The 22,239-nt window shown below is 43.4% G+C and carries 22 protein-coding genes, 1 pseudogene and 1 riboswitch; of the genes and pseudogenes, 13 read left to right on the top strand and 10 right to left on the bottom strand.

Annotated elements, in window-relative coordinates; translation table 11 throughout:
• Nucleotides 1-158 precede the first annotated feature (158 nt).
• The 4 genes from BLS49_RS16475 (at nt 159) to BLS49_RS16460 (ending at nt 3,819) form a co-directional block, all read left to right on the top strand.
• On the top strand, nt 159-566 hold the full coding sequence (locus BLS49_RS16475; protein WP_091232987.1) for a MerR family transcriptional regulator: 408 nt from the start codon (nt 159-161) through the stop codon (nt 564-566).
• Nucleotides 567-629: 63 nt separating this feature from the next.
• Nucleotides 630-1,547, top strand: coding sequence for an alpha/beta hydrolase (locus tag BLS49_RS16470; RefSeq protein ID WP_175471445.1), 918 nt, complete (start codon nt 630-632; stop codon nt 1,545-1,547).
• Between the two features lie 105 nt (nt 1,548-1,652).
• Nucleotides 1,653-2,636 (top strand): ketoacyl-ACP synthase III, encoded by a 984-nt coding sequence (locus tag BLS49_RS16465; protein WP_091232981.1) that lies wholly within the window; start codon nt 1,653-1,655, stop codon nt 2,634-2,636.
• Nucleotides 2,637-3,096: 460 nt separating this feature from the next.
• Entirely contained in the window at nt 3,097-3,819 is a 723-nt protein-coding gene (locus BLS49_RS16460) for a DsbA family oxidoreductase (RefSeq protein WP_091232978.1), read from the top strand.
• A gap of 202 nt (nt 3,820-4,021) precedes the next feature.
• On the opposite strand, the pseudogene BLS49_RS16455 reads toward BLS49_RS16460, so the two are convergent.
• Nucleotides 4,022-4,835 (bottom strand): annotated as a pseudogene (locus tag BLS49_RS16455) (helix-turn-helix transcriptional regulator).
• A 95-nt stretch (nt 4,836-4,930) separates the two neighbouring features.
• Here BLS49_RS16455 and BLS49_RS16450 point away from each other — a divergent pair.
• Complete coding sequence (locus tag BLS49_RS16450; RefSeq protein ID WP_091232975.1) at nt 4,931-5,545, top strand: peptidase E; 615 nt, start codon at nt 4,931-4,933, stop codon at nt 5,543-5,545.
• Between the two features lie 232 nt (nt 5,546-5,777).
• Here the strand turns inward: BLS49_RS16450 and BLS49_RS16445 are convergent, their stop codons facing one another.
• The 5 genes from BLS49_RS16445 to BLS49_RS16425 form a co-directional block, all read right to left on the bottom strand.
• Nucleotides 5,778-6,905 carry a metal ABC transporter substrate-binding protein gene (locus BLS49_RS16445; RefSeq protein WP_091232973.1) on the bottom strand — a complete coding sequence of 376 codons (1,128 nt, stop codon included), beginning with the start codon at nt 6,903-6,905 and terminating at the stop codon, nt 5,778-5,780.
• A 13-nt stretch (nt 6,906-6,918) separates the two neighbouring features.
• Nucleotides 6,919-7,782 (bottom strand): metal ABC transporter permease, encoded by an 864-nt coding sequence (locus BLS49_RS16440; protein ID WP_091232969.1) that lies wholly within the window; start codon nt 7,780-7,782, stop codon nt 6,919-6,921.
• The gene (locus BLS49_RS16435; protein WP_091232965.1) at nt 7,728-8,435 is read right to left on the bottom strand and encodes a metal ABC transporter ATP-binding protein; all 708 of its coding nucleotides are present in this window, start codon (nt 8,433-8,435) and stop codon (nt 7,728-7,730) included. Before BLS49_RS16435 ends, BLS49_RS16440 begins: the two co-directional genes overlap by 55 nt.
• A 69-nt stretch (nt 8,436-8,504) precedes the next feature.
• Complete coding sequence (gene rpmG / locus BLS49_RS16430) at nt 8,505-8,654, bottom strand: 50S ribosomal protein L33 (RefSeq protein WP_091232962.1); 150 nt, start codon at nt 8,652-8,654, stop codon at nt 8,505-8,507.
• Between the two features lie 54 nt (nt 8,655-8,708).
• Nucleotides 8,709-9,926, bottom strand: a complete 1,218-nt coding sequence (locus BLS49_RS16425) for a GTP-binding protein (protein ID WP_091232959.1) — start codon at nt 9,924-9,926, stop codon at nt 8,709-8,711.
• A gap of 179 nt (nt 9,927-10,105) precedes the next feature.
• Here BLS49_RS16425 and BLS49_RS16420 point away from each other — a divergent pair, with 179 nt between their 5' ends.
• The gene (locus BLS49_RS16420; protein WP_091232956.1) at nt 10,106-11,104 is read left to right on the top strand and encodes a permease; all 999 of its coding nucleotides are present in this window, start codon (nt 10,106-10,108) and stop codon (nt 11,102-11,104) included.
• The gene (locus BLS49_RS16415) at nt 11,101-11,985 is read left to right on the top strand and encodes a TIGR03943 family putative permease subunit (protein ID WP_091232953.1); all 885 of its coding nucleotides are present in this window, start codon (nt 11,101-11,103) and stop codon (nt 11,983-11,985) included. Before BLS49_RS16420 ends, BLS49_RS16415 begins: the two co-directional genes overlap by 4 nt.
• A 30-nt stretch (nt 11,986-12,015) precedes the next feature.
• Here BLS49_RS16415 and BLS49_RS16410 read toward each other — a convergent pair whose 3' ends face one another.
• Nucleotides 12,016-13,539, bottom strand: a complete 1,524-nt coding sequence (locus tag BLS49_RS16410) for a copper amine oxidase N-terminal domain-containing protein (protein WP_091232950.1) — start codon at nt 13,537-13,539, stop codon at nt 12,016-12,018.
• Nucleotides 13,540-13,682: 143 nt separating this feature from the next.
• A riboswitch (PreQ1 riboswitch) is annotated at nt 13,683-13,726 on the top strand.
• Nucleotides 13,727-13,844: 118 nt separating this feature from the next.
• Between BLS49_RS16410 and queC the strand changes: the two genes are divergently transcribed.
• The 5 genes from queC to BLS49_RS16385 all read left to right on the top strand — a co-directional run bounded on the left by queC (nt 13,845) and on the right by BLS49_RS16385 (nt 17,782).
• Nucleotides 13,845-14,516 carry a 7-cyano-7-deazaguanine synthase QueC gene (gene queC, locus BLS49_RS16405; RefSeq protein ID WP_091232946.1) on the top strand — a complete coding sequence of 224 codons (672 nt, stop codon included), beginning with the start codon at nt 13,845-13,847 and terminating at the stop codon, nt 14,514-14,516.
• On the top strand, nt 14,513-15,007 hold the full coding sequence (gene queD / locus BLS49_RS16400) for a 6-carboxytetrahydropterin synthase QueD (RefSeq protein WP_091232944.1): 495 nt from the start codon (nt 14,513-14,515) through the stop codon (nt 15,005-15,007). The genes queC and queD overlap by 4 nt, the downstream gene beginning before the upstream one ends.
• The gene (gene queE, locus BLS49_RS16395) at nt 15,000-15,752 is read left to right on the top strand and encodes a 7-carboxy-7-deazaguanine synthase QueE (protein ID WP_281243747.1); all 753 of its coding nucleotides are present in this window, start codon (nt 15,000-15,002) and stop codon (nt 15,750-15,752) included. Before queD ends, queE begins: the two co-directional genes overlap by 8 nt.
• Nucleotides 15,753-16,240: 488 nt before the next feature.
• Entirely contained in the window at nt 16,241-16,738 is a 498-nt protein-coding gene (gene queF / locus BLS49_RS16390) for a preQ(1) synthase (protein ID WP_091232938.1), read from the top strand.
• 72 nt (nt 16,739-16,810) lie between these two features.
• Complete coding sequence (locus BLS49_RS16385) at nt 16,811-17,782, top strand: 2-hydroxyacid dehydrogenase (protein WP_091232935.1); 972 nt, start codon at nt 16,811-16,813, stop codon at nt 17,780-17,782.
• Nucleotides 17,783-17,861: 79 nt separating this feature from the next.
• Here BLS49_RS16385 and BLS49_RS16380 read toward each other — a convergent pair whose 3' ends face one another.
• Together BLS49_RS16380 and BLS49_RS16375 are read right to left on the bottom strand one after the other, a co-directional pair.
• Nucleotides 17,862-18,464, bottom strand: coding sequence for a PadR family transcriptional regulator (locus tag BLS49_RS16380; protein ID WP_091232932.1), 603 nt, complete (start codon nt 18,462-18,464; stop codon nt 17,862-17,864).
• Nucleotides 18,465-18,475: 11 nt separating this feature from the next.
• Nucleotides 18,476-19,996 (bottom strand): MDR family MFS transporter, encoded by a 1,521-nt coding sequence (locus tag BLS49_RS16375; protein WP_281243746.1) that lies wholly within the window; start codon nt 19,994-19,996, stop codon nt 18,476-18,478.
• Nucleotides 19,997-20,305: 309 nt separating this feature from the next.
• Between BLS49_RS16375 and BLS49_RS16370 the strand changes: the two genes are divergently transcribed.
• The gene (locus tag BLS49_RS16370) at nt 20,306-21,391 is read left to right on the top strand and encodes a M24 family metallopeptidase (RefSeq protein WP_091232928.1); all 1,086 of its coding nucleotides are present in this window, start codon (nt 20,306-20,308) and stop codon (nt 21,389-21,391) included.
• A gap of 66 nt (nt 21,392-21,457) precedes the next feature.
• Here BLS49_RS16370 and BLS49_RS16365 read toward each other — a convergent pair whose 3' ends face one another.
• Nucleotides 21,458-22,159, bottom strand: a complete 702-nt coding sequence (locus BLS49_RS16365; RefSeq protein WP_091232925.1) for a queuosine precursor transporter — start codon at nt 22,157-22,159, stop codon at nt 21,458-21,460.
• Nucleotides 22,160-22,239: the final 80 nt, after the last annotated feature.

The following is a 22,239-nucleotide window of genomic DNA, read 5'->3' as shown; positions in this document are numbered from 1 at the left end:
TCCTTATTAACATGTACCCATTTTATTGGAGTTAACAAGAGACAACAATAACTTCTTAATTGATTTTAAAAAATATTCAACCGAGAGTTGAACTATTGTATGATCGTTATAAAGTGACTCAAAATACGAATATATTTTTTGATGCAAGGAGTGGCCAAATGTCGGATTATTTACGCGGGCAATTTGCAAAAAAAGCTAATGTAAATATAGAAACTTTGAGATATTACGAAGATCTCGGATTAATCGATCCACCGTTACGGTCAGAATCCGGTTATCGTCTTTATTCTGATGAAATGCTGATTCGCATTGCTTTTATTCATAATGCCAAATCATGTGGCTTCACCCTGAAAGAAATTAAAAAGGCTCTTACAAAATCAAGACATCAAAACATCGAGATCGATGATTTCATAGCATTGATAAATAAAAAAATGGCCAAGATTCAATCCGAAATCGACAATAAGGAAAAAACGCTTACCCTGCTGGATCAGTTGAAAACACAATTAGAATCAAGTGACAAGCACCCCGAGGTGCAGACTACACTCCAAATACTTAACATGGATCATTAGCTTGACCTTGTAGTTTACTACAGGCTTTATAATAATCCCATAAAACCTGTAGGAGGGATTATTTTGGATAAAACGAGTATTGAACAACTTGAGGCAATCAAAAATCACTTACGGCAAACAAGCACCAACGAGAACAAATCAATAGAGCAGATTCGTCAGGAAATGTCCGTGAATGCAGCTCTTTTCCCAAAACATTCTGATGTTCACATTCAACAGGCTACGATTGAACACTTAAGGGCAGAATGGATCACATCTGTCAACCTTGACCCTGATCATGACAACAAGCTGATTCTTTATTTCCACGGTGGAGGATTTATTGCCGGCACCTCTGAATTTTACCGTGATTTATGTACAAGAATTGCAAAAACCAGCGGTGTAAAAGTTTTGATTGTTGAATACCGTCTTGCCCCGGAGCATCCTTATCCCGCTGCTAATGACGATTGCCTGACATCTTATCGATGGTTACTTAAGAACGGATACTCCGCTCACGATATCGTGCTTGGAGGTGATTCCGTTGGAGCAAGCCTTGTTCTTATGACCCTGATTTCTTTGCGAGATCATGCAGAAGAGCTTCCGGCTGGAGCGTTTCTACTCTCTCCGCACACCGACCTCGTTCATTTAGATGGTGAATCTTATTTCAGTAGAGCTGGCCTTGATCCAACAGGGAGTCTGGAAGGAAACAAGAAGATATTAGAAGCTTATCTAGGTGATAATAATAAGACAAGTGGAATAATGATATTATCACCATTAAGAAGGAATTTGGATGGATTACCACCTCTATTAATCCAAGTAGGTGATCATGAAGTACTCTTAAGTGATTCGTTGCGTTTTACAGAAAAAGCTAAATCAGCAGGAGTCGATATAACACTGGAAGTATGGGATAACATGTGGAGTGTTTTTCAAATGCTAGCATACATGCTGCCAGAGGCAAACCATGCGATTGCGAATATAGGTCAATTTGTTCGAACAAAGCTCAACTGAACAAAGTAATATTTGCCTTTAATAATTTTTTTGTTTATATTTAGTACTAGCTACTAGTATCAAGTAATGATTATTGGGGTATTTATTATAATGAGGTGATAATCAATGACCAATTCCAAAGCACGTATTACAGCACTAGGTTCCTACGTTCCGGAACGAAGATTAACCAATAATGATTTAGAGCAAATGGTGGATACCAATGACGAATGGATCGTTAAGCGTACGGGCATTAAAGAGCGCAGGATAGCTCATGAACGAGAATTCACTAGCGACTTGGCCTATAAAGCAGTTCTCAACTTAATCGAGCGGTACGGTAAATCAGTAGACGATGTAGATTTAATTATCGTGTGTACTTTAACACCAGATTACAAAACGCCCAGTGTCGCCTCTTATCTCCAAGCAAAACTGGGAATTAAAGACACCGGAGCGTTTGATCTAAACGCAGCTTGCGCTGGTTTTACGTATGGACTGCATGTAGCTAATGGCTTGATCACATCCGGTTTACACAAAAAAATTCTTGTTATTGGCGCTGAAACTCTATCCAAGGTAACGGATTATACGGATCGATCTACCTGTATTCTATTTGGCGACGGTGCCGGCGCCGTTCTCGTCGAATATGATGAGGAACTGCCTGGTTTCATCGCCTCTCATTTGGGCTCGGAAGGAGAATTAGGACATCATCTATATAGTACGAACCTCTCTAATGCAATGAATGATGCTGACTTATTAAATCATGGATATATCGTTCAAAACGGCCGTGAAGTCTACAAATGGGCTGTTACTTCAGTTCCAGTAGGAATGCGTTCTGTTATAAATAACTCACCATTTGAATTATCCGATATCGATTGGTTTGTACCTCATAGTGCAAATTTAAGAATGATTGAATCCATCTGTGAAAAAAGTCAATTTCCTTTCGAACGTACTTTATATAGTATGGTCAATTATGGGAATACCTCTTCTGCTACAATTCCGTTGTCGTTAGATCTAGGACTGCGCGAGGGGAAAATCAAAAACGGCGATAAAATATTGCTTTATGGCTTTGGAGGTGGCTTGGCCTATGCTGGCCTGTTGATCCATTGGAATATCTGACAGAGTGTGATATAGTTCCTTTAGTGTAAAGGGGCTGACCCAAAAGTAGGTTTACTGTCAAAACTAGAAATAGCGGTGCAAGGAAGACGATCCCTGCACCGCTTGACCCTGCTACATTCCATGACCGTATCTTATATGTAATAGTGTCATGATGCGGAATTTCTGAAATTCCTGCAAATGTGCAGGCTTTGTTTATGTAAAGCCTCTAAATGCCCTAAATTGCTGCAAATGTGCAGGCTTTCTCTAGGGATTCTCTTCAAACTGGTCTATTCTGAACCATATTCCTGCATTTTTGCACGCTTTTGTTCATCCTTTCATGGCTACTTATATAAAACTGTATTTTTGCAGCTTTTCCTGATATCTTGCCTTTCCACTGCTAAAAAAGAAACGCCCCTCAAAGTTATACTAGATAACTTTTGGGACGGCCTCTTTCTTTAAATCATCTTAGGAGGAACAGAACATGAATGTAGAAATTTGGTCGGACATTACCTGTCCGTTCTGTTATATTGGCAAACGCTATTTTGAAAAGGCATTAGAGCAATTTCCGCAGAAAGATAAAGTTAATGTAGTGTATCGGAGCTTCCAGCTTGATCCGAACGCTCCAAAAAAACCTACATTCGACGTTTACACTTTGGTTGCTAACAAGTATGGTTACAGCCGTGAGCAAGTCAAGAGCATGCACGATAATCTCGTTGCACAGGCCAAACAAGTTGGTCTGGATTATCGCTTTGACCATGCATTGCCAGCAAATTCTCTGGATGCGCACCGAGTAATCAAGTTTGCAGATACTTATGGAAAATCAGAGGACGTTCTCGAGAAGCTGTACAAAGCTTACTTCACCGATTCCAAGCTGATTAGTGACTGGGATACGCTTGTCGATCTCGCCGCAGAGACTGGAATACCGCGTGAAGAGGTTTTGAACATGCTGAACAGCACCCGGTTTGAAGAAGAAGTGTTAGCTGATGGACGTGAAGCCAGCCAATTTGGTGCTACAGGGGTCCCTTTCTTTGTATTTAACCGCAAATACGCTGTATCAGGCGCACAGCCCAGCGATGTATTCCTTGGAGCGCTGCAAACCGCATGGAGTGAAGAGAATCCAATCGTGTCGCTGAACCCTGACTCTCCGCCATCTGAGCAAGGCCAAATGTGTGAAGATGGATTTTGTGTCCCGAAGGATCATTAATAGGAGAAACAATGATCAAGCAATCCTGCCTTTGTCGCTGTATTTTATGTTTGTAATGTAAAATACTGCGATAAAGGAAAGGAGCTTTTTTATGCCTGGAAACGATAGTTTGGGGAGGCCTCCCCAACAAGCAATTTTTGAGTTTTCCCGAAAGGGAAAATCTCAAAAATGTGCTGATGTATTGCGTGTCTTTAGTATTCATTTAGCTTTGCGAAACAAGATGATTCTTTATCGATTCCAACCTTTCAAGGATAAGGTTTTTTAAGCTGTCTGGCTGAATAGATAAAAGGGTTTCTCCATAAATAATAAAATAGTTAGCGATAAAATTTTCTTCTTCTTTGTTGTAAAAACCCCTTATATGACATTCGCCATTTTCTTGGTGTAGCTCCATAGATGGATAATGTTCTTTGTAAAATGTATCTACTCCCCGACTGGAAATCATAACCTCAAAGTCAACTGCTTTTTTGTCCCGAAACATCTTTCTGGAGGACACAAGAAATTCAGAAAGTGGCTTTGGCATATATTTATCACAGGGTTGAACGGAATGAACTCTATCACAACGAAATACTTGCGGTTTTTGGGTTAGGAAATTATACGCCGTTGCATACCATTGACCATAGGCAGAGGTAATATCAAAGAATTGAACATGATACTGTTTTTCGACTTTTTCTTTTATATAACAAACTTCACATACTCTTTCATTCACAGCCATTTTCAGGATATGACCAAAAAGGGGTGGATTGATAGGCATTAAGTGTCTGCATAGAAAAATACAATGCGTGAACCTCATCAATTGTAAAAACAATAGGAGATAATAAACGGTTAGGTAGAATACCATAATATCCATTTCGCCCCGGGTTTGAATAAATGGGCATACCTATTTCCTCTAAAGACTGAACATCCCGAAGGGCTGTGCTTTTAGAAATGCTGTACCTGTTCATAATATCTTTAAGATTAAACGATTTTTTGTCATTTAGATACATCATCATATCATTTAGCCGTTCTGATTTTTTCATCCGATTTCCTCTTTTTAATTAAACGGTTTCATAAACTGACACCATTATAAATAATACTTTAATCAGAACAGAAAGCAAAGGAGATCAAGGCGGATATGAAAAAACTATTTTTGGTTTCATCTTTTAAGGATGTAGCTAACATATTTACAGATTTTGAAAAAAACTTGAGCGGTAAAACTGTAACCTTTATCCCTACCGCAAGCAAAGTAGAAAAAGTTGTGTTTTATGTAAGTGCTGGAAAGAAAGCACTTGAAAAAATGGGGCTAATTATTGACGAATTGGACATATCAACTGCTACAATTGATGAAATAACTTTCAAATTAAAAAACAATGATTTCATTTATGTGACAGGTGGGAATACCTTCTTTTTGCTACAAGAATTGAAAAGAACCGGCGCAGATAAAGTAATTATTGATGAAGTCAATTCCGGAAAACTTTATATCGGAGAATCTGCTGGTGCAATGATTACATCAGCAAATATTGAATATGTAAAGGGAATGGATAGTGCAAAAAAAGCGCCGGGCTTAGAAAGTTTTGAAGCTTTAGGTCTGGTAGAGTTTTATACTGTACCTCACTATACTAATCCACCATTTCAAATAATAGGGCAAAAAATAGTGGATACCTATTCTTCTACATTAGATTTATCCCCAATTAGCAATAACGATGCAATATTGGTCAACGACAGAGAAATAGAAATTAAAAGCAATTAACTTCGGGCCGGGGTGACCGCCGCCAAAAGGTGGAGATTATCTACAACAATATCGGTGCGGTTGACCGCCTTGCCCTCAAAGGATTGAGGGCGTAACAAAACTGAATATCGGGAGCAGCACTTAAAGCGCTGCTCCCGGTCCATTTTTAGTATGCCTTTGATATGGATTCACGTTCACAATTTATCCTTGTGACCTCCCGCCCTTTTACCGGGACGCCTTGTTTTGCTTTTACTCATTCATTCAAAGCAAGTTTGAGTGCCTCCAGATTTTTACGCATAATGCCTAAATAGTCCAAGCCTGCAGCGATATCCTCGTCCGTCAGCCCTTCGATTGGATTCAGCACGTCCGTTTTTGCTGCGATTTCTTTAGCTATCGTATCCGCTACCTTGGATGAGGCTAATGTTTCAAAGAAAATGGTCCGCACCTGATGCTCTTTAGCAAATTGTACAATCTCCGCCATGTCCGCGGCAGACGGCTCCTGATCAGGAGACAGGCCCGCGATAGGAATCTGGGTTAATCCGTATTGCTTAGCCAAATATCCAAACGCCGCATGCTGTGTAATGAAATCCTTCCGTTTTACATTTTGCAGGCTATCTTTAAACTCCTGATCCAGCTTCTCCAGCTTGGCTACATACGCATCAGCATTGCTCTTGAACTGCTCCTTGTATTGTGGCGCTGCTTCCGATAATCCGGCTTCTATGTTGCGAACCTGCTGTATCGCAAGCGCAGGCGACAACCAGACATGCGGATCAAGACCACCATGATCATGATCGTGGTTATGAGTGTCCCCCGTCTCTCCACCTTCATGCTCGTGTCCTGCATGTTCATCTGCATCATGATCATGCGCTTCTTCCTCATGTTCATGTTCTGCTGCATGCTCATGCTCGGCTTCATGATCGTGTTCTGCTTCATGATCATGTTCTTCTCCTTCCATGATCTCAATCCCATGACTGGCTTCAATCTTGACCAACTTCTCATTGTTTACTGCTGCCAAAACCTGATCCAGCCAGCTCTCCATTCCTGCACCGTTATAGACCATAACATCCGAATCTTCAATCCGTTTCATGTCTTGAGGAGTTGGCTCCCAATCATGCGGCTCTATGCCATTCGGGACAAGAGACTGAACTTCTGCCAAATCGCCTGCTACATTAGTCGTGAACTCATACATCGGATAAAAGCTTACGCTTATTTTCAGCTTATCACTCTGTTCAGCGGCAGTCTGATTTCCTCCCGATCCTGTATTAGCCGTGGCTTTGGAGTTACCCTGACCTCCTTGATTGCTTCCGCAAGCAGACAATATCAGCACCAGACTTAATGCAAGCATGGCCAGTGACCTGTTTTTAATTTTACTTCTCTTCATAAATTACTCCCCCTTAGCTAATTCCTTGTTCTTTCGTTATCGTTTCTCTCTTGGAGAAAACCTTGCGTTTAAGTACTTTTATATACACCCTCTGAACAGCTATCCCTACTAATAAGAACACTAGCAATATAAGGGCAATCGTTCCGCCGGGAGGAGTATTTGCATAATAAGAAGCAGTTAGCCCGCTAAAAATACCGGTCAATCCAACCGCTACCGCTATCGTAATAGCAGACAGAAATCCTTTCGCTATGCGAAGCGCCAATGAAGCTGGCAGAACCATCAAGGATGATACCAGCAGTACGCCAACAATCGGCATTGCTGCAGCCACCGTCATACCGGTCAATACTGATAAAGAAAGTGATAACCATTTCACATGACCACTAGCGATTTGTGCTGTTTCTTCATCAAAAGTCAAATTATAGAGAGGTCTTCTAAATATAATAAAATAAACCAGTCCCGCCAGAGCTACCCCGCCGATCATCCATAGCTGCGTTTGATTAACCGCTACAATCGAACCGAACAAATAAGAGCTAAAGCTCTTGCTCAGGCTAGTGTTCATACTCATTAAAACTACCGCCAAGGCAAGCCCGGATGTCATGACGATCGCTACAGGCACCTCGCTATACGTTCGGTAAGTTCGGCGGAGCTGCTCTACGATAACCCCTCCAATCACTGCAATCGCGAAACCGGACAGCGTAGGACTTACGCCTATAAATGAGCCTAACGCTACTCCCGCCAAGGATACATGGGATAATGTATCAGCCATTAGAGCCTGCCGTCGAAGCATCAGATACACGCCCAATACAGGTGCAATGATGCCGATCAGAGCTCCGGCCCAAAACGCACGCTGCATGAACTCGTAGTCAAACATTGCCATTCCTCGCTTTCCCTTTGCTCCAGAGAGATTACGCGGTCCAAAAACTCTCCGCTCTCCTCCAGACCATGAGTCACCATGATAACTGTAATTCCATGCTCCGATACATAATGCCTCATTAATTGATAAAATCCCTGTCGACTACCGGCATCCATCCCTGCTGTAGGCTCATCCAAAACAAGGACATTAGGCTTTCCTGCCAAAGCTCTGGCAATGCAAACACGCTGCTTCTGCCCTCCGGACAGCTCACCGATTTTCCGATCCCGATAATCCCACATACCGACCTGACGAAGGCTTTGCTCGACAAGCGCCTCATGCTCCTTCGTGAACCGCCGGAACAAGCCGAGGCCCGGATAGCAGCCCGACTTGACGAGCTCTGAAACCTTGCTCGGAAAACCGCTGTTAAATGCTGATACCTGCTGTGGAACATAACCGATAGTCAGCTTCCTGCCCTTCAGCGCTTCCTGATTGATGCTGACGCTCCCGCTCCAGGGCTTGATCAGACCGAGCATCAGCTTTAGCAGCGTCGATTTGGCAGCACCGTTAGGTCCCGTGATACCTACAAATTCCTCACTGTGAATATCAAGGCTCACATTTTGAAGCACCGGGGTTTCCCCGTAACCGAACATGACATTCCGCATTGATGATAAAATCATATATATCCCTCTTTTTAATACGTAATAATCACGATTAACAAAGAAGACAAAAATGCTATTTTACAGCAGTTATCGTGTCTCTCGATGAATCGTATATTTTCTAAGCCGCGGCGAATATTTTCTAAGCTCCAACCGTTCCGGATGGTTTCTCTTGTTCTTCGTTGTCGTATAATTTCTATCACCGCACTCCGTGCACGCCAGTGTCACAACTACCCGCATGTACAGCACCTCCCTTCGCAAGCACTAAATCAACATGACTTAACATTATGATCTTTAAATCCCCATACTTGCTTCATACGCTTCGTCAGAAATCCACGGCAATGGATTAATAAATAACGACCAATCCGACTCCATTTCTTCATCCGTCAAAAGACAACTATCCAACTGATGCTCAATTTCGATGCGATCCATTTCAATGCCGATCATGACCAGCTCATTGATCCTGTCGCCAAATTTGGCATCCCATTTCATCCGAACCTCCGGCTCTTCATCCAGCACAGCCTGGCGTTGTTCATCCGGTAATGCAGCTACCCACGGACCGGCGGGCCCAAATTGAATGGACGGACCTGCCTGACTTAACGTTGCAGCAAGGTCGTATTTTACAGGAATCCATACCAGCCCCTTGGCTCTCACAACCTCTGCCGGCCAATTCGTCATAAAATCAGCGAGCCGTTCCGGATGAAAGGGCCGTACTCTCCGATAAACAAAAGAGCCGATACCATACTCTTCAGTTTCCGGAGTATGCTCTTCCTTTTGCAGCTCCTTCATCCACCCTGCCGACATGCTTGCTTTTTCAAAATCAAACAGCCCTGTATTTAAAATCTCCTCCGGCGCTACCACACTGTTGATTGCCCGTATCAATTTGGCATTCGGCTGCAGCTTGCGAAGAACCGCCTCAAGCTCATTTAAATCATCCTCATCCACTAAATCACACTTATTCAGAATGAGCACATCGCAGGTTTCGATCTGATCGATCAGCAAATCCACTACATCTCTCGTATCTTCCTCTCCCGTTGCTTCTCCCCGTTCAAGAAGAGTTTCTCCGGATGAGAAATCATGCCAAAACCGATAAGCATCCACCACTGTAACCATACAATCCAGTCTGGCTAATGAAGTCAAATCAATTCCCGTATCCGAATCCACGTAAGTAAACGTCTGGGCAATCGGCACAGGTTCACTTATTCCGGTAGATTCAATCAGCATATAATCAAAACGGCCTTCTTTCGCCAGCTTCTCAACTTCCTTAAGCAGATCATCACGAAGCGTACAGCAAATACAGCCGTTGGACATCTCCACGAGCTTCTCCTCCGTGCGGGATAGGCTGGTCCCCGTCTGGACAAGATTGGCATCCACATTAATTTCGCTCATATCATTAACGATGACAGCCACCTTTAATCCGGCGCGATTGTTCAGAATGTGATTTAACAGCGTTGTTTTCCCTGATCCTAAATATCCACACAGCACAGTAACAGGAATTTTAGGTGTACTCAAAAAGATTAACCTCCTCGATGTTTAATAGTAATATTTACGATTAACAAACAATAATATAATGCTATGAGCTACAGTTTGTCAAATAAAACTTTATGTGTTTGTACCTCTTTTCTGTTCTGAACCGCCGTATGTACTAATACTCTTGATTATGAGCAAGTGTTCAAGTAAAGGAGATTCCTATGAAAAAATTAACTTCTACTTCACTGTTGCCCATTCTCGTTCCGGTCTCTTTTGCCATTGCCTGTGTAACCGTAGTTCTACCTTCTGTTGCCAAGCAGATCAATACCGATTATATCCATGTTTTCCGGACAAGCTTTCTCGGGATATTGCTTGAGGCATTGCCGTTTGTGCTTGTAGGAGCAATTCTTTCTTCTCTCCTGCATCTCTATGTATCAGAGGAAAAGCTCGGCAAATGGATACCCAAAAATCCGGTCATAGGTATTCTGTTTGCCTGCCTGCTTGGTCTTATTTTTCCGGTATGTGAATGCGGTATGATCCCCTTAGTCCGTCGCCTGATCCAAAAGGGAATGCCCCTGTACATTGCTATTGTGTTCATATTGTCGGGTCCGATTTTGAATCCTGTCGTATACGCGGCCACCTACATGGCGTTCAGGCTATACCCTGAAATGGTCTACGCCCGAATGGGATTAGCTTTCTTTGTCTCTGCTTCTATCGGTTTCATAATCTATATGACTTGGCACAGCAACCCGCTTAAGCTATCTCTTTCCCGTGTGGACAATACCTCTGCACATACCGCTGAACATCGTAACGGGGGGCGATGGAACTCTATTTTTGTACATGCTGCAGATGAAGTATTTGAAATGGGAAAATACCTCATTATCGGCTGTCTGCTTACTGCAGGAATTCAGTCCTTTGTTGCAAGAGAAAGCCTGACCGCCATCGGTGCTGGATCTGTGAGCTCCTATGTATTCATGATGAGCTTTGCCTTTGTGCTGTCCCTTTGCTCTACGTCCGACGCTTTTGTCGCATCGACCTTCCTGCACTCCTTCTCCGGCGGATCGCTGCTCGCTTTTCTTGTACTTGGACCGATGCTTGATTTTAAGAATATGCTTATGCTTCTATCCGTCTTTAAAACTAAATTTGTATTCTATTTGGCTTTTCTGATCTGTGCCGTTGTCTTTATCGGTTCCGTGCTGACAGGAGGAATTTTTCTATGAATCGTCCACATATCATACGCCGTCACTATTTCACCAGATCGCTTATCCTGCTTGGTTTTGCGCTCTATATAGGATACTTGTCCCGTTCAGACTCCCTGCATTATTACATCGCACCAGATATGATAACCTGGATTACTTACAGCACGATACCTCTGACCATAATGTCTCTCAGCCTGGCTTATCAAGCTCTGTTTCATAAAGAAGACAAATTATGCGACTGTGAGCGTCCTCTATCCCAATCCAGCTTCAAGAACATCTCTATGTACGGCTTGTTTCTATTCCCGCTTCTGCTAGGTATTTTATTACCGGATCAGGCACTAGGGAGTATGGCGGCCGCCAAAAAAGGGATGACTCTAGGTTCTCCGGTTCTATCCTCAGTTCAGCTTAGTTCTATGTTCAAAGCCCCTGACAAGTACAACACCGAGTTTGCTGAAATTGCAAAAATAATTTATCAGCAGCAGGTTATCGAGGTAAATCCTGAGGTGTATTCGGAAATTATCGGAGCTATCGAGTTATTTAAAGATCAATTTGTCGGCAAGGAAATTAAGATTAGCGGATTTGTATATGAAGATCACTCATTAAAACAGAACCATGAATTTATTCTGGGACGTTTTCTCGTTCAATGCTGTACTGCGGATGCCAATCCGTTCGGGGTATTGATTACTTCAAATCAGTCTATTGCATCACTGCAAAAGGATTCCTGGATCGAGGTACAAGGAGTTTTACGGACAGAGATAAGGAAAGGTAAAGAAATTATTGCGATATCAGCGGATCAGATCACCCAGATCCCTCGTCCTGACACTCCTTATGTGTATCCCAACGGAGATGCGATAAAAGGTCTTTATGACGCAGGCTATAATATAAAGAGCGGAACAGATTAAATCTGCCCCGCTCTTTATATTATTTATTAATTAATCACGTTCAAGCGTAATCCAGCCGTATTCGTCTATTGCTACATTTGCTCCAAGAGTTTCAGCGATGAATCGAAGCGGGATATAGGTAGTTCCATCTGTATGAACAAATGGAGGCTGAGACAGGTTCACGATTTCCCCATTCACCTTTGCCTTGTTCGAGCCTACCGTCAATACAATTTCGCCGCCTGTAATGTCATCAATAATCTTAATTTGCTTGGTCGCAGGAACCCATTTCACTTCAGCATCCAGCTCCTCTGCTACATAACGAAGCGGTGCAAAGGAAGTATTTTTCTTCATGATAATGCCGTAGTACTCGTTTTGCGGGTCAATATAAACAGATTTTTCAGTAATCTTGAAATCGTTTTTTAATACCTTGTGAAGAGGGGCTACACCTTCAAAATTACGCAACAGCTTACCTGGTGTAACATTGTCATCAATAACGTTCAGCACCCCAGCTGCAATATCCACCTTGTCTGCCTTGACAGAACCTCCGATATTCCATACTTCACGATCATATTTTGCTTTGATTGACTGAATAGGCATGTCTTCCGATGGGTCGATGGCAATCGTTAAATCCAACTGCTGTTTACGAATATTTAGCTTGCTATCAAAAAATAGATCCAGCTTGAGAACTGTATTTTTACCTAACACAGTTTTAAATTCAGGTGAAGTCTCAAGTAAATTGGATACTTCCTTATCATAATTGTTAACTAGCTCTGTCAGTGTTTCTTGAACTGATGTATAAATCTCTGCAATAACTTCCTCTTTCGATTGCTGTGCAAACTCTGAAACATCATCCTCTTCAAGTTCATAGCTTTCATAAATCGATTCCATGATCGGATAGAAAGCATCGTAATACGCTCCAATCAATTCCTTGATACCTTGCTCATCCTTCACTAAGCTGTTGAGGAATGGTTTCACTAATCCCAGCAAATCCTCGCCATTCAATTCAACATGCAGATTGGTCAGGTTCAGCTTTTCTCCATTCACCTGCTGCTCTGACTGCTTAACCGAAATATTTTTAGGATTCGGTACGTGCTTTAGCAGTAATTCTAACGTTTTATAAGAGAAATCCTGTGCCCCATTCTCTAAAAGAGTCATATCCAGCATTCCATAATATGCTTCTGAGTAGGAATCCATTGATATGTAAAACGGCTTTTTGGCTCCGTCTACCTGTAAAGCTATTCCTTCCTTATCCACGGATAAATGGAACGGGATTTTTGTATCTTTTAAGGAAAGAGAGCCTTCAATAGATACCGTATTCTGATCCTGTACTTTTACACTGTCCAGTGTAAGTGATAATGAGTTAATTAATTCGATTGCTGTGGTGACTTCCTCAGAATGATTGCCTGCAGAAGGTACTACTTCAATCGATAATTTTTCTTTCGATTCGCTCGAGGTTGGCTTCAAGTTGCTTAGCAGGGCTTTGTTAACATCAAAACCTCCTACCACTTGACAGCCAGTAAGCGCAACCAGCATAACAAGCAGGATTAGCGCTAACCTGCGGAAGCTTTTGTTCATAATGTAATGTCCCCTTCCATAAGATGAATTTATTTCATTATTGTTGATTGAGCTAGTTTTGTAAATAGGAGAACTTGATTAATTATGCTATAATGACCTCGTGTCCAAGAGATAACTAAATGAAGAAGATCCATGCATCTCGCATGGGAGAGGTTCGCGAACTCCCTCTATAAAAAACTAATGGTGCCCAGAGTGTGTGTACTTGGGCTTGTTTTTTTGCGGTGTCAGTTCAAGAACTCTCTTTCTTCTAACAGGTGAAGGCCCTCCTTCATTTGACAAATCCAAGAAGATAGAGAGGTTTTTTTATGCTCAAAAATGAAACAGCAGTCGTCGTTTTCAGCGGTGGTCAGGATAGCACTACATGTCTTTTCTGGGCCATGAAGCAGTTCAAGGAAGTGGAAGCTGTTACCTTTGATTACGGGCAGCGGCATCGTCTTGAAATCGAATGTGCCAAATCGATCGCAAACGATTTAGGAATCAAGCTAACGGTTTTGGACATGAGCTTGCTTGGTCAATTAACACAAAATGCATTAACCCGAAGCGACATTCCTATAGTTCATGAGGAAGGTTCACTTCCAAGCACCTTCGTGGAAGGACGAAATCATTTGTTTCTCAGTTTTGCAGCCGTACTGGCTAAAGGAGTCGGTGCTCGTCACCTCGTTACGGGAGTGTGTGAGACGGATTTCAGCGGTTATCCTGATTGTCGCGACGCTTTTGTCAAATCGCTTAATGTCACGTTAAACCTGGCGATGGATTACGATTTCGTGATCCATACCCCACTCATGTGGATCGATAAGGCCGAGACGTGGAAACTCGCAGATGATCTGGGTGCATTTGATTTCGTACGTGAACGCACGCTTACATGCTACAACGGAATAATCGGGGATGGCTGCGGTGAATGTCCTGCCTGTAATTTAAGAAGAGCAGGAATGGAGACCTTCCTTCAGAAATATCGCAATAAAGAGGTGCAGTCATGAATACGATGCCCGGTGAATTTACCATTGTAGACTCTCTTCAAAAATTCGGAGCGGACATTAACCTGAAACAGCTTAAATATCATAACCGCCGTGTGCTGGTAAGCAAAGAATTCACCTTTGATGCGGCTCATCATCTACATGCCTATGAAGGTAAATGCAAAAACTTGCACGGTCACACCTACAAGGTTGTGTTCGGGATTAGCGGTATCCCGAATGAGATCGGCATCGCGATCGATTTTGGTACAATAAAAACTATTTGGAAAAAAGAGATCGAAGGTTTTCTCGATCATCGTTACCTAAATGAGACACTTCCGCCTATGAATACTACTGCCGAAAATATGGTCGTGTGGCTCTATGAAAAATTGGAAGCCGCTCTACAGTCGCCACAGCATCTTTCTGCGCTTACAGGCGCTCGAACAGAATTTGTCCGTCTCTATGAGACTCCTACCAGCTACGCGGAAGCTAGACGGGAGTGGATGTCAGGTGACTGATCACACGAAAAAATCTACGAGCCTGATTCCGGTGCTTGAAATTTTTGGACCGACCGTTCAGGGAGAAGGAATGGTCATTGGTCAAAAAACGATGTTCATCCGAACGGCTGGATGTGATTATCATTGCACATGGTGTGACTCTGCCTTCACTTGGGATGGCAGCGCCAAAAGCCTCATCAAGATGATGGAGCCTCAGAATATTTGGGAGGAATTGCGGCGGATCGGTGGCAATCGTTTTTCCCATGTCACATTATCCGGTGGCAACCCCGCCCTGCTGCCGCAAATGAGCGGTCTTGTAGCCCTCTTGCATCAGCAAGGTATAACAATGGCGGTCGAAACTCAGGGCTCACGTTGGCAGGATTGGCTGAAGGATATAGATCAAGTGACCCTGTCGCCCAAGCCCCCCAGCTCTGGGATGAATACAAAATGGGAGATCCTCGATGAGGTTGTCGAACGTCTGCTCCATCGCGAGCCATGTTTTTCGATGAGTCTCAAAGTCGTCATTTTTGACGAACAGGATCTGGCCTATGCCAAAAAGATCCATCAGCGTTATGCCCGGATACCTATGTTTCTGCAAGTCGGCAATCCAGACGTACACCGAATGGATATTCAGCATCATGCTGCTGACCTGCTGTCACGCTACGAAGATCTAATTGAAATCGTGATGTCCAGCAATGAGCTTAACGATGTGCGAGTACTACCTCAGCTACATGCATTAGTATGGGGCAACAAGCGAGGCGTGTAGGTTGCGTGTGTGATCCAATTTGTTCGGTGGATGGATGTTCTGTGATGCTCGGATGTTCTGTGATTTTCGGTGATGCTCATAGGGTGCTCGGTGGTGCTCATAGGGTGCAGGTAGTACTCATAGCGTGCTCGATGGTGCTTCATTGCGTGCTCATTAGATGTTCTATGGTCACCCGGTAATATGGCTCGACTTGCCCAGATCAGGCAAAAACCTGCAAAAGTGCAGGAATTTTCACGTAATAATGGTAATTTTCGAGCAAAAGTTGCAAAAGTGCAGGTTTTCTACTGTAAACTATGAAATTTATTCATCCTGTCCATAAAAAGCTGCATTTTTGCCGGAATTAATCTAGCTACTTTAGCCCAGAGCCAAAAAACTGCATTTTTGCCGGAATTCACAAAAAACACCTTCACAAACACCAACAGTTACACCAACAGCTACACCTACACCTACATCCACCTAAAAACAAGAACTTTCAGGAGGAAATTAATATGGCAGGAAGACAGTCCGACGAAATGCAAAATGTAACTCTGCTCGGAAATCAAGGGGTAAAGTACCCTGTAACATATGCACCGCAGCTGCTGGAAAGCTTCGAGAACAAACATCCTTATCGTGATTACTTTGTAAAATTTAATTGTCCGGAGTTCACCAGCCTCTGCCCAATTACGGGACAGCCTGATTTTGCGACGATTTATATCAGCTACATTCCAGATATATTAATGGTTGAGAGCAAATCTCTTAAGCTCTATTTGTTCAGCTTCCGCAACCATGGGGATTTTCATGAAGATTGTGTTAACATTATTATGAACGACCTTATCAAGCTCATGAACCCTAAATATATAGAGGTATGGGGAAAATTCACTCCGCGTGGCGGCATTTCCATCGATCCGTACTGCAACTATGGACGACCTGGCACAAAATATGAGACGATGGCAGAACACCGGCTTTTAAACCATGATATGTATCCAGAAAAAATAGACAATCGTTAAGTTGATCCATCTATATTTGTAGAAAATGCCGTTCATGAGCTATCTCTATTAATTCGAAAGGAGAACCAGCCTATGAAACCAAAAGTATACATTACACGAGACATCCCCCAGGATGTAGAAGCCTATATTGCAGAACATTGCAGTTATAGCAAATGGGAGCAGGAGGAGCCAATTCCGAGAGATCATCTCTTCACCAACTTGGCGGATGCCGATGGACTTCTTACGTCTGGCGGGAAGATTGACGCTGAACTGCTGGATCATGCTCCGCTTTTAAAAGCTGTCAGCACAATTAGCGTCGGTTACAACAACTTCGATTTGGAAGCAATGAAAGCCCGGGGAATCATTGGCACTAATACGCCGGAAGTGCTTAATGATACGGTAGCAGATCTAATTATGGCTCTTATGTTATCTACTGCTCGCAGAATTACTGAGCTGGATCGATACGTGAAGGACGGACTGTGGAAAAGCGGAGATGATGCAGAACTGTTCGGTCTTGATGTTCACCATAAAACACTGGGGATCATCGGTATGGGTGAGATAGGCGAAGCTGTAGCACGTAGAGGAAAATGGGGCTTCAGCATGAATGTCCTTTACCATAATCGCCATCGGAAACCCGAGGCAGAGGATGCAATGGCAGCCGAATATCGAGAATTGGATGACCTTTTGCATGAATCTGATTTTGTCGTCTTGATGACTCCACTGACTCCCGAGACTCGTCGAATGATAGGACAACGGGAATTCGCCCTTATGAAGCCTACGGCGGTATTTATTAATGCATCACGAGGCGCAACGGTAGATGAAGCAGCTCTTATTTCGGCATTGCAAAATAGAACTATTTATGGCGCCGGGCTAGACGTTTTTGAACGGGAACCCGTACTGCCGGACAACCCTCTGCTAAGCTTGCCAAATGTAGTCACTTTGCCGCATATCGGTTCAGCTACCGGGCAGACCAGACACGATATGGCTATGCTTGCTGCACAAAATTTAGTCAGTGCCCTCTATGGCCGCACCCCGCCAAATGTGGTACGAGAGCTGAGAGGCTAATATATTTAAGGACCGTCCGAATTTCCGGACGGTCCTTGTTCAATTACTAGCTTAGCTGGTCGCGAAACGACAGCCCTATCTACTCATCTATTCGCACTTCTTCATACTCCTCGTCAAGCAGCGGAGAGATTGTTCGCTCATTCAGACGACCTTCCTCAGTTTCTGCTAGCAATCTTTTGAGCCAGGATAGCTCGGTTTTTGCATGCTCATATTGTCCGACCATCAGATGCAACACACTTCTAGGGACAATTCCGCGGTGTTCAGCGTAAACCTGATAATAAATGTTCACCATATGCTCCGTATCCTGAATTCGTTCTTTCAACACCTGAGCGATGTCCAGTTGATCTCCTTTACCTGCAAAAACAAGCGCAATATACATCGGATGATAAGGTGGCTCCGTATCCCTCAGTCGTTCAATCAACAATTTGTGAAAATAGGTTCTGCCTTTGTCCGTAATCCGAAAAACCGTCTTATCCGGTCGATTCTCACTACGAATCGTCTCTACTGCTTCGATATAGGATTGTTTTTCTAATTGGTCTACCGCATAATACAGCGAGCCTATTTTAAATTGTCCCTTCTGATCCAGAAAACGTTCCTTCATTCGAAGGCTGATCTCGTAAGGATGTAAATTTTCCTCTAACAGCAAGCCAAGAATACTGAGTCGAATAGACAATGCCTTCATCTATTCCACCATCATCCCTGCTGCTCGGACAGTTCATGAACTTCTCTCCGGATGCGATCTTTTGGCATCGCAATGACAACTACAACCGCGAGAGCTGTAGGAATCAGCGCCCACATAAATGTTTGCGCAATAGATGATGAGAGAGCCGCCGATATTTTATCCAGAATAGCTGGGGGAATTAAGGCTCTGTTTTCCGGTGTCAGCGTTTCTTGGAGATTTCCAAAGCTTTGTCCGCTCTGCCCCATTCCTTGAAAAGCCTCAGCCATATTGCTGGCTACCAGATTCCGTTGAATAATGCCAAAAATCGTAATCCCCAGCGTCATGCCTAAAGACCGCAGAAACGAGTTCGTGGATGTCGCCGCTCCCCGCTGATGCATATCAAAATGATGTACGGAAGCCATACTAAGTACAGAAAAGGAGAAGCCTACACCAAAGCCTGTAAGAATGCTGTACAGTGTCAGCATCGTACGAGTCGAATCTACCGATAATGTGCTAAGTGCAAATATTCCCCCAAGGAAACATACGACAGACAGCATCATTACACTGCGATAGGAGAACCGTGATGACAGCATCCCCCCCATCATGCTACCCACAACGGAGCCAATCATCATCGGCATGAGAATGAACCCCGAGTTAGAAGCCGAGCCTCCAAATACTCCTTGCACATAAATAGGAATGTAAACCGTAGCTATGATAAATACTGCTCCGTACAGCAAAGCCAATATACAACTGGTAGTATACAGACGATTTCGGAACATTCCGAAGGAAATAATCGGCTCTAACACACGTCTCTCTATTAAAAGAAAAGCCGCAAACAACACCGCAAATCCGGCAAACAAACCTAAAATTACGAAGGAATCCCAAGCGAATCTCTCCCCACCGAGCTCCAACGCGAACATTAGACAAACGACGGCTCCCACTAACGTAAAAGCACCGCCCCAGTCAATTTGCTGCTTGATATGAGACAAGGACTCCTTATAGAAGACGATAATTAATGCCAACGCAATGAGACCTATGGGAAGATTGATGTAAAAGACCCAGTTCCAGCCCCATGAATCGGTAATGTAAGCCCCAAGCAATGGCCCAAAAATGCTGGAAGTCCCAAATACAGCACCTAATAATCCGGTCATTTTACCGCGTTTTTCTACAGGGAAAATATCATAGATAATTGTAAAAGCGATCGGCATCAATGCACCGCCGCCAACGCCCTGAATCGCCCGAAAAATACTAAGCTGAACGATGCTTCCAGCCATTCCGCACAGGATCGATCCAAGCAAAAACATGATGATTCCGAAAATAAAGAACCTTTTGCGACCATACATATCGGATAATTTTCCGAAAATAGGTGTACCTGCCATTACAGTTACCATATAAGCAGATGTAACCCATACAAACTGCTCCATCCCTCCGAGTTCGGAGACGATTGTACCCATTGCTGTCGTAACGATGGTGTTATCCATTGACGCAATCAATATCCCGAGCATTAGGCCAACTAATATTAGTTTTGTATTGTCTTTTTTTGCTACGCTCAAGTTATAATCTCTCCTTCACCTATTCAAATTTGAATAACAATTATATTTTAGTGAAAAATGGTAAAAAGTAAACCTCAAAATATGTTAATCTTTATAAAGTGCGTGTTCAAAAAGTCAGGTTTCCAGGACCGAGAAGGTTGGATGAAGCCAGGGCGTGAGGAGCGGAGCGTACGTAGTGGGTACGTGAGCACCGGAAGGCTCGGCTGAATTCAAGATTCGATGTCGAGTCCGCTTCATGATTTGCTTCGTCATGGGAAGATGACTTTTTGAACAACCTCTATAAGTAATAAAAGAAGGGAAGTATCATCTATGAACCTCAAATGGACCGGATTAGAACAAAAAATGGTTCAGGCCGGTATTCAAACGCTGTTAATTACTGACCCTAAGCATGTGTATTATTTAACAGGATTCCTGAGTAATCCGCATGAACGTTTTCTTGGAGCTATACTGCAAATTGGAGAACAGCCTATGTTAATTGTTCCTGCACTGGATGAAGAAGCTGCTCGTGCCGCTTCTGATATTCAGCATATCGTCACTCATCAGGATACAGATAATCCATATAGCCTGCTTCAACAATCGCTCAAAGCTGCTGTCGGGGTGATCGGACTTGAAAAAGAGCATCTTTCAGTTGCCAGATTTGAGCAGCTGCGTGAATCGCTCGGCTTCACCCAGAATCTTGACATCGGGCCTTGGCTTCAAGAGCTGCGTGTCCGCAAATCTCCACAGGAAATCAGCAAGATGCGTCATGCCGTTCAACTGATTGAGCAAGTATTAGAACAATCTCTTAAAAAGGTGCAGGAAGGTGTATCCGAGAACGAGCTCGTTGCCGAAGTGGAATATCAGATTCGCAAGCTTGGGGCAGACGGTCCCTCCTTCGACTCCATGGTGCTGTCCGGTGAAAAAACAGCGCTTCCTCATGGCGTGCCTGGCACAAGAACATTGCGACGTGGAGACCTGGTCATGTTTGATATCGGTGTATATGCAGGCGGCTACGCCTCTGATATCACTCGAACCTTCGCCCTGGGTAAGCTCTCGGAAGAGCAGGTTAGAATCTATAGCACCGTTCTGGAAGCCAATAAAGCGGCGATCCGTGCGATCAAGCCGGGAGTCACCTTCGCCTCCATCGATAAAGCGGCCAGAGATGTTATCGAGGAAGCCGGATACGGTGAATACTTTATTCATCGTTTGGGTCATGGACTCGGCATCGATGTGCATGAGTTCCCTTCCGTACACGGGAAGAATGAAACTTTATTAACCGAAGGCAACGTTTTTACAGTGGAGCCAGGTATTTACGTGCCAGGTGTTGGCGGTGTACGAATCGAGGACGACTGTCTGGTAACCACAGACGGAGTCGATGTACTTACTTCTTACCCGAAAGAACTTATTTATCTGTAAGTTCATTAATTATGAAAAAGCAGCCGTTCAAGACTGAATAGTCATCTGAACGGCTGCTTTAAATTGCTATTTCATTTCTATCAAGCCCTCATCCTCTTCATGATGGAAACTGCGGGCAATATACAAGAACGGCGTCCCCACCGCTGTAAGAACAAATTTGATGATATAAGTTGTAAACAGAATTTCCAACCAGATGTTGAAGCTATACTCACCGATAAAGGCGATGGAACAAAAAATCAATGTATCCACAAACGAGCTGATCATCGTACTCCCGTTATTTCGGATCCATAGCTGATTGCGTTTCGGATAGAACTTCCGAATCCAGGCGTACAGACGAACGTCCAGAAACTGACTTACAAAATAGGCTGTCAGACTACCGATTGCCAGGCGCGGCATCAAACCAAAAATGGTCTGTAGTGAAGACTGCGCAATATCGGTTTCCTGCGGTTCAAAGACGAGCACCATCTGCATCAGAATCGTCGTCATAATCAGAGTGAAGAACCCGAACCAAACCGCTTTTTTTGCCTCCTGTCGGCCAAATTTTTCATTCAGCAGATCACTTGTCAAATACAAGCTGACATACATTGTATTACCTAACGTCATAACGATGCCAAACATCTCAATCGTTTTCACTACTTGAATATTGGCAATTACCGTTGCAACACCAATCCAGGCATACAGCCCTTTCTTGCCAAACCATTTGTAGCAAATCAAAAAGCAACAAAAATTGATGAGCACATAAAATATGCCCCATCCAATATTAAACATAAAAAATCCCCCTAGTTTTGGTTACGCGGGATGGTTTCGAACCGCGGAATTAGTTTTACAGCAAGACTAAGAATACCATA

The sequence above is a fragment of the Fontibacillus panacisegetis genome, from assembly GCF_900102215.1.
GTDB lineage: Bacteria > Bacillota > Bacilli > Paenibacillales > Paenibacillaceae > Fontibacillus > Fontibacillus panacisegetis.
The sequence above is the reverse complement of the archived record's forward strand: the minus strand, read 5'-3'. Positions and strand labels throughout refer to the sequence as shown.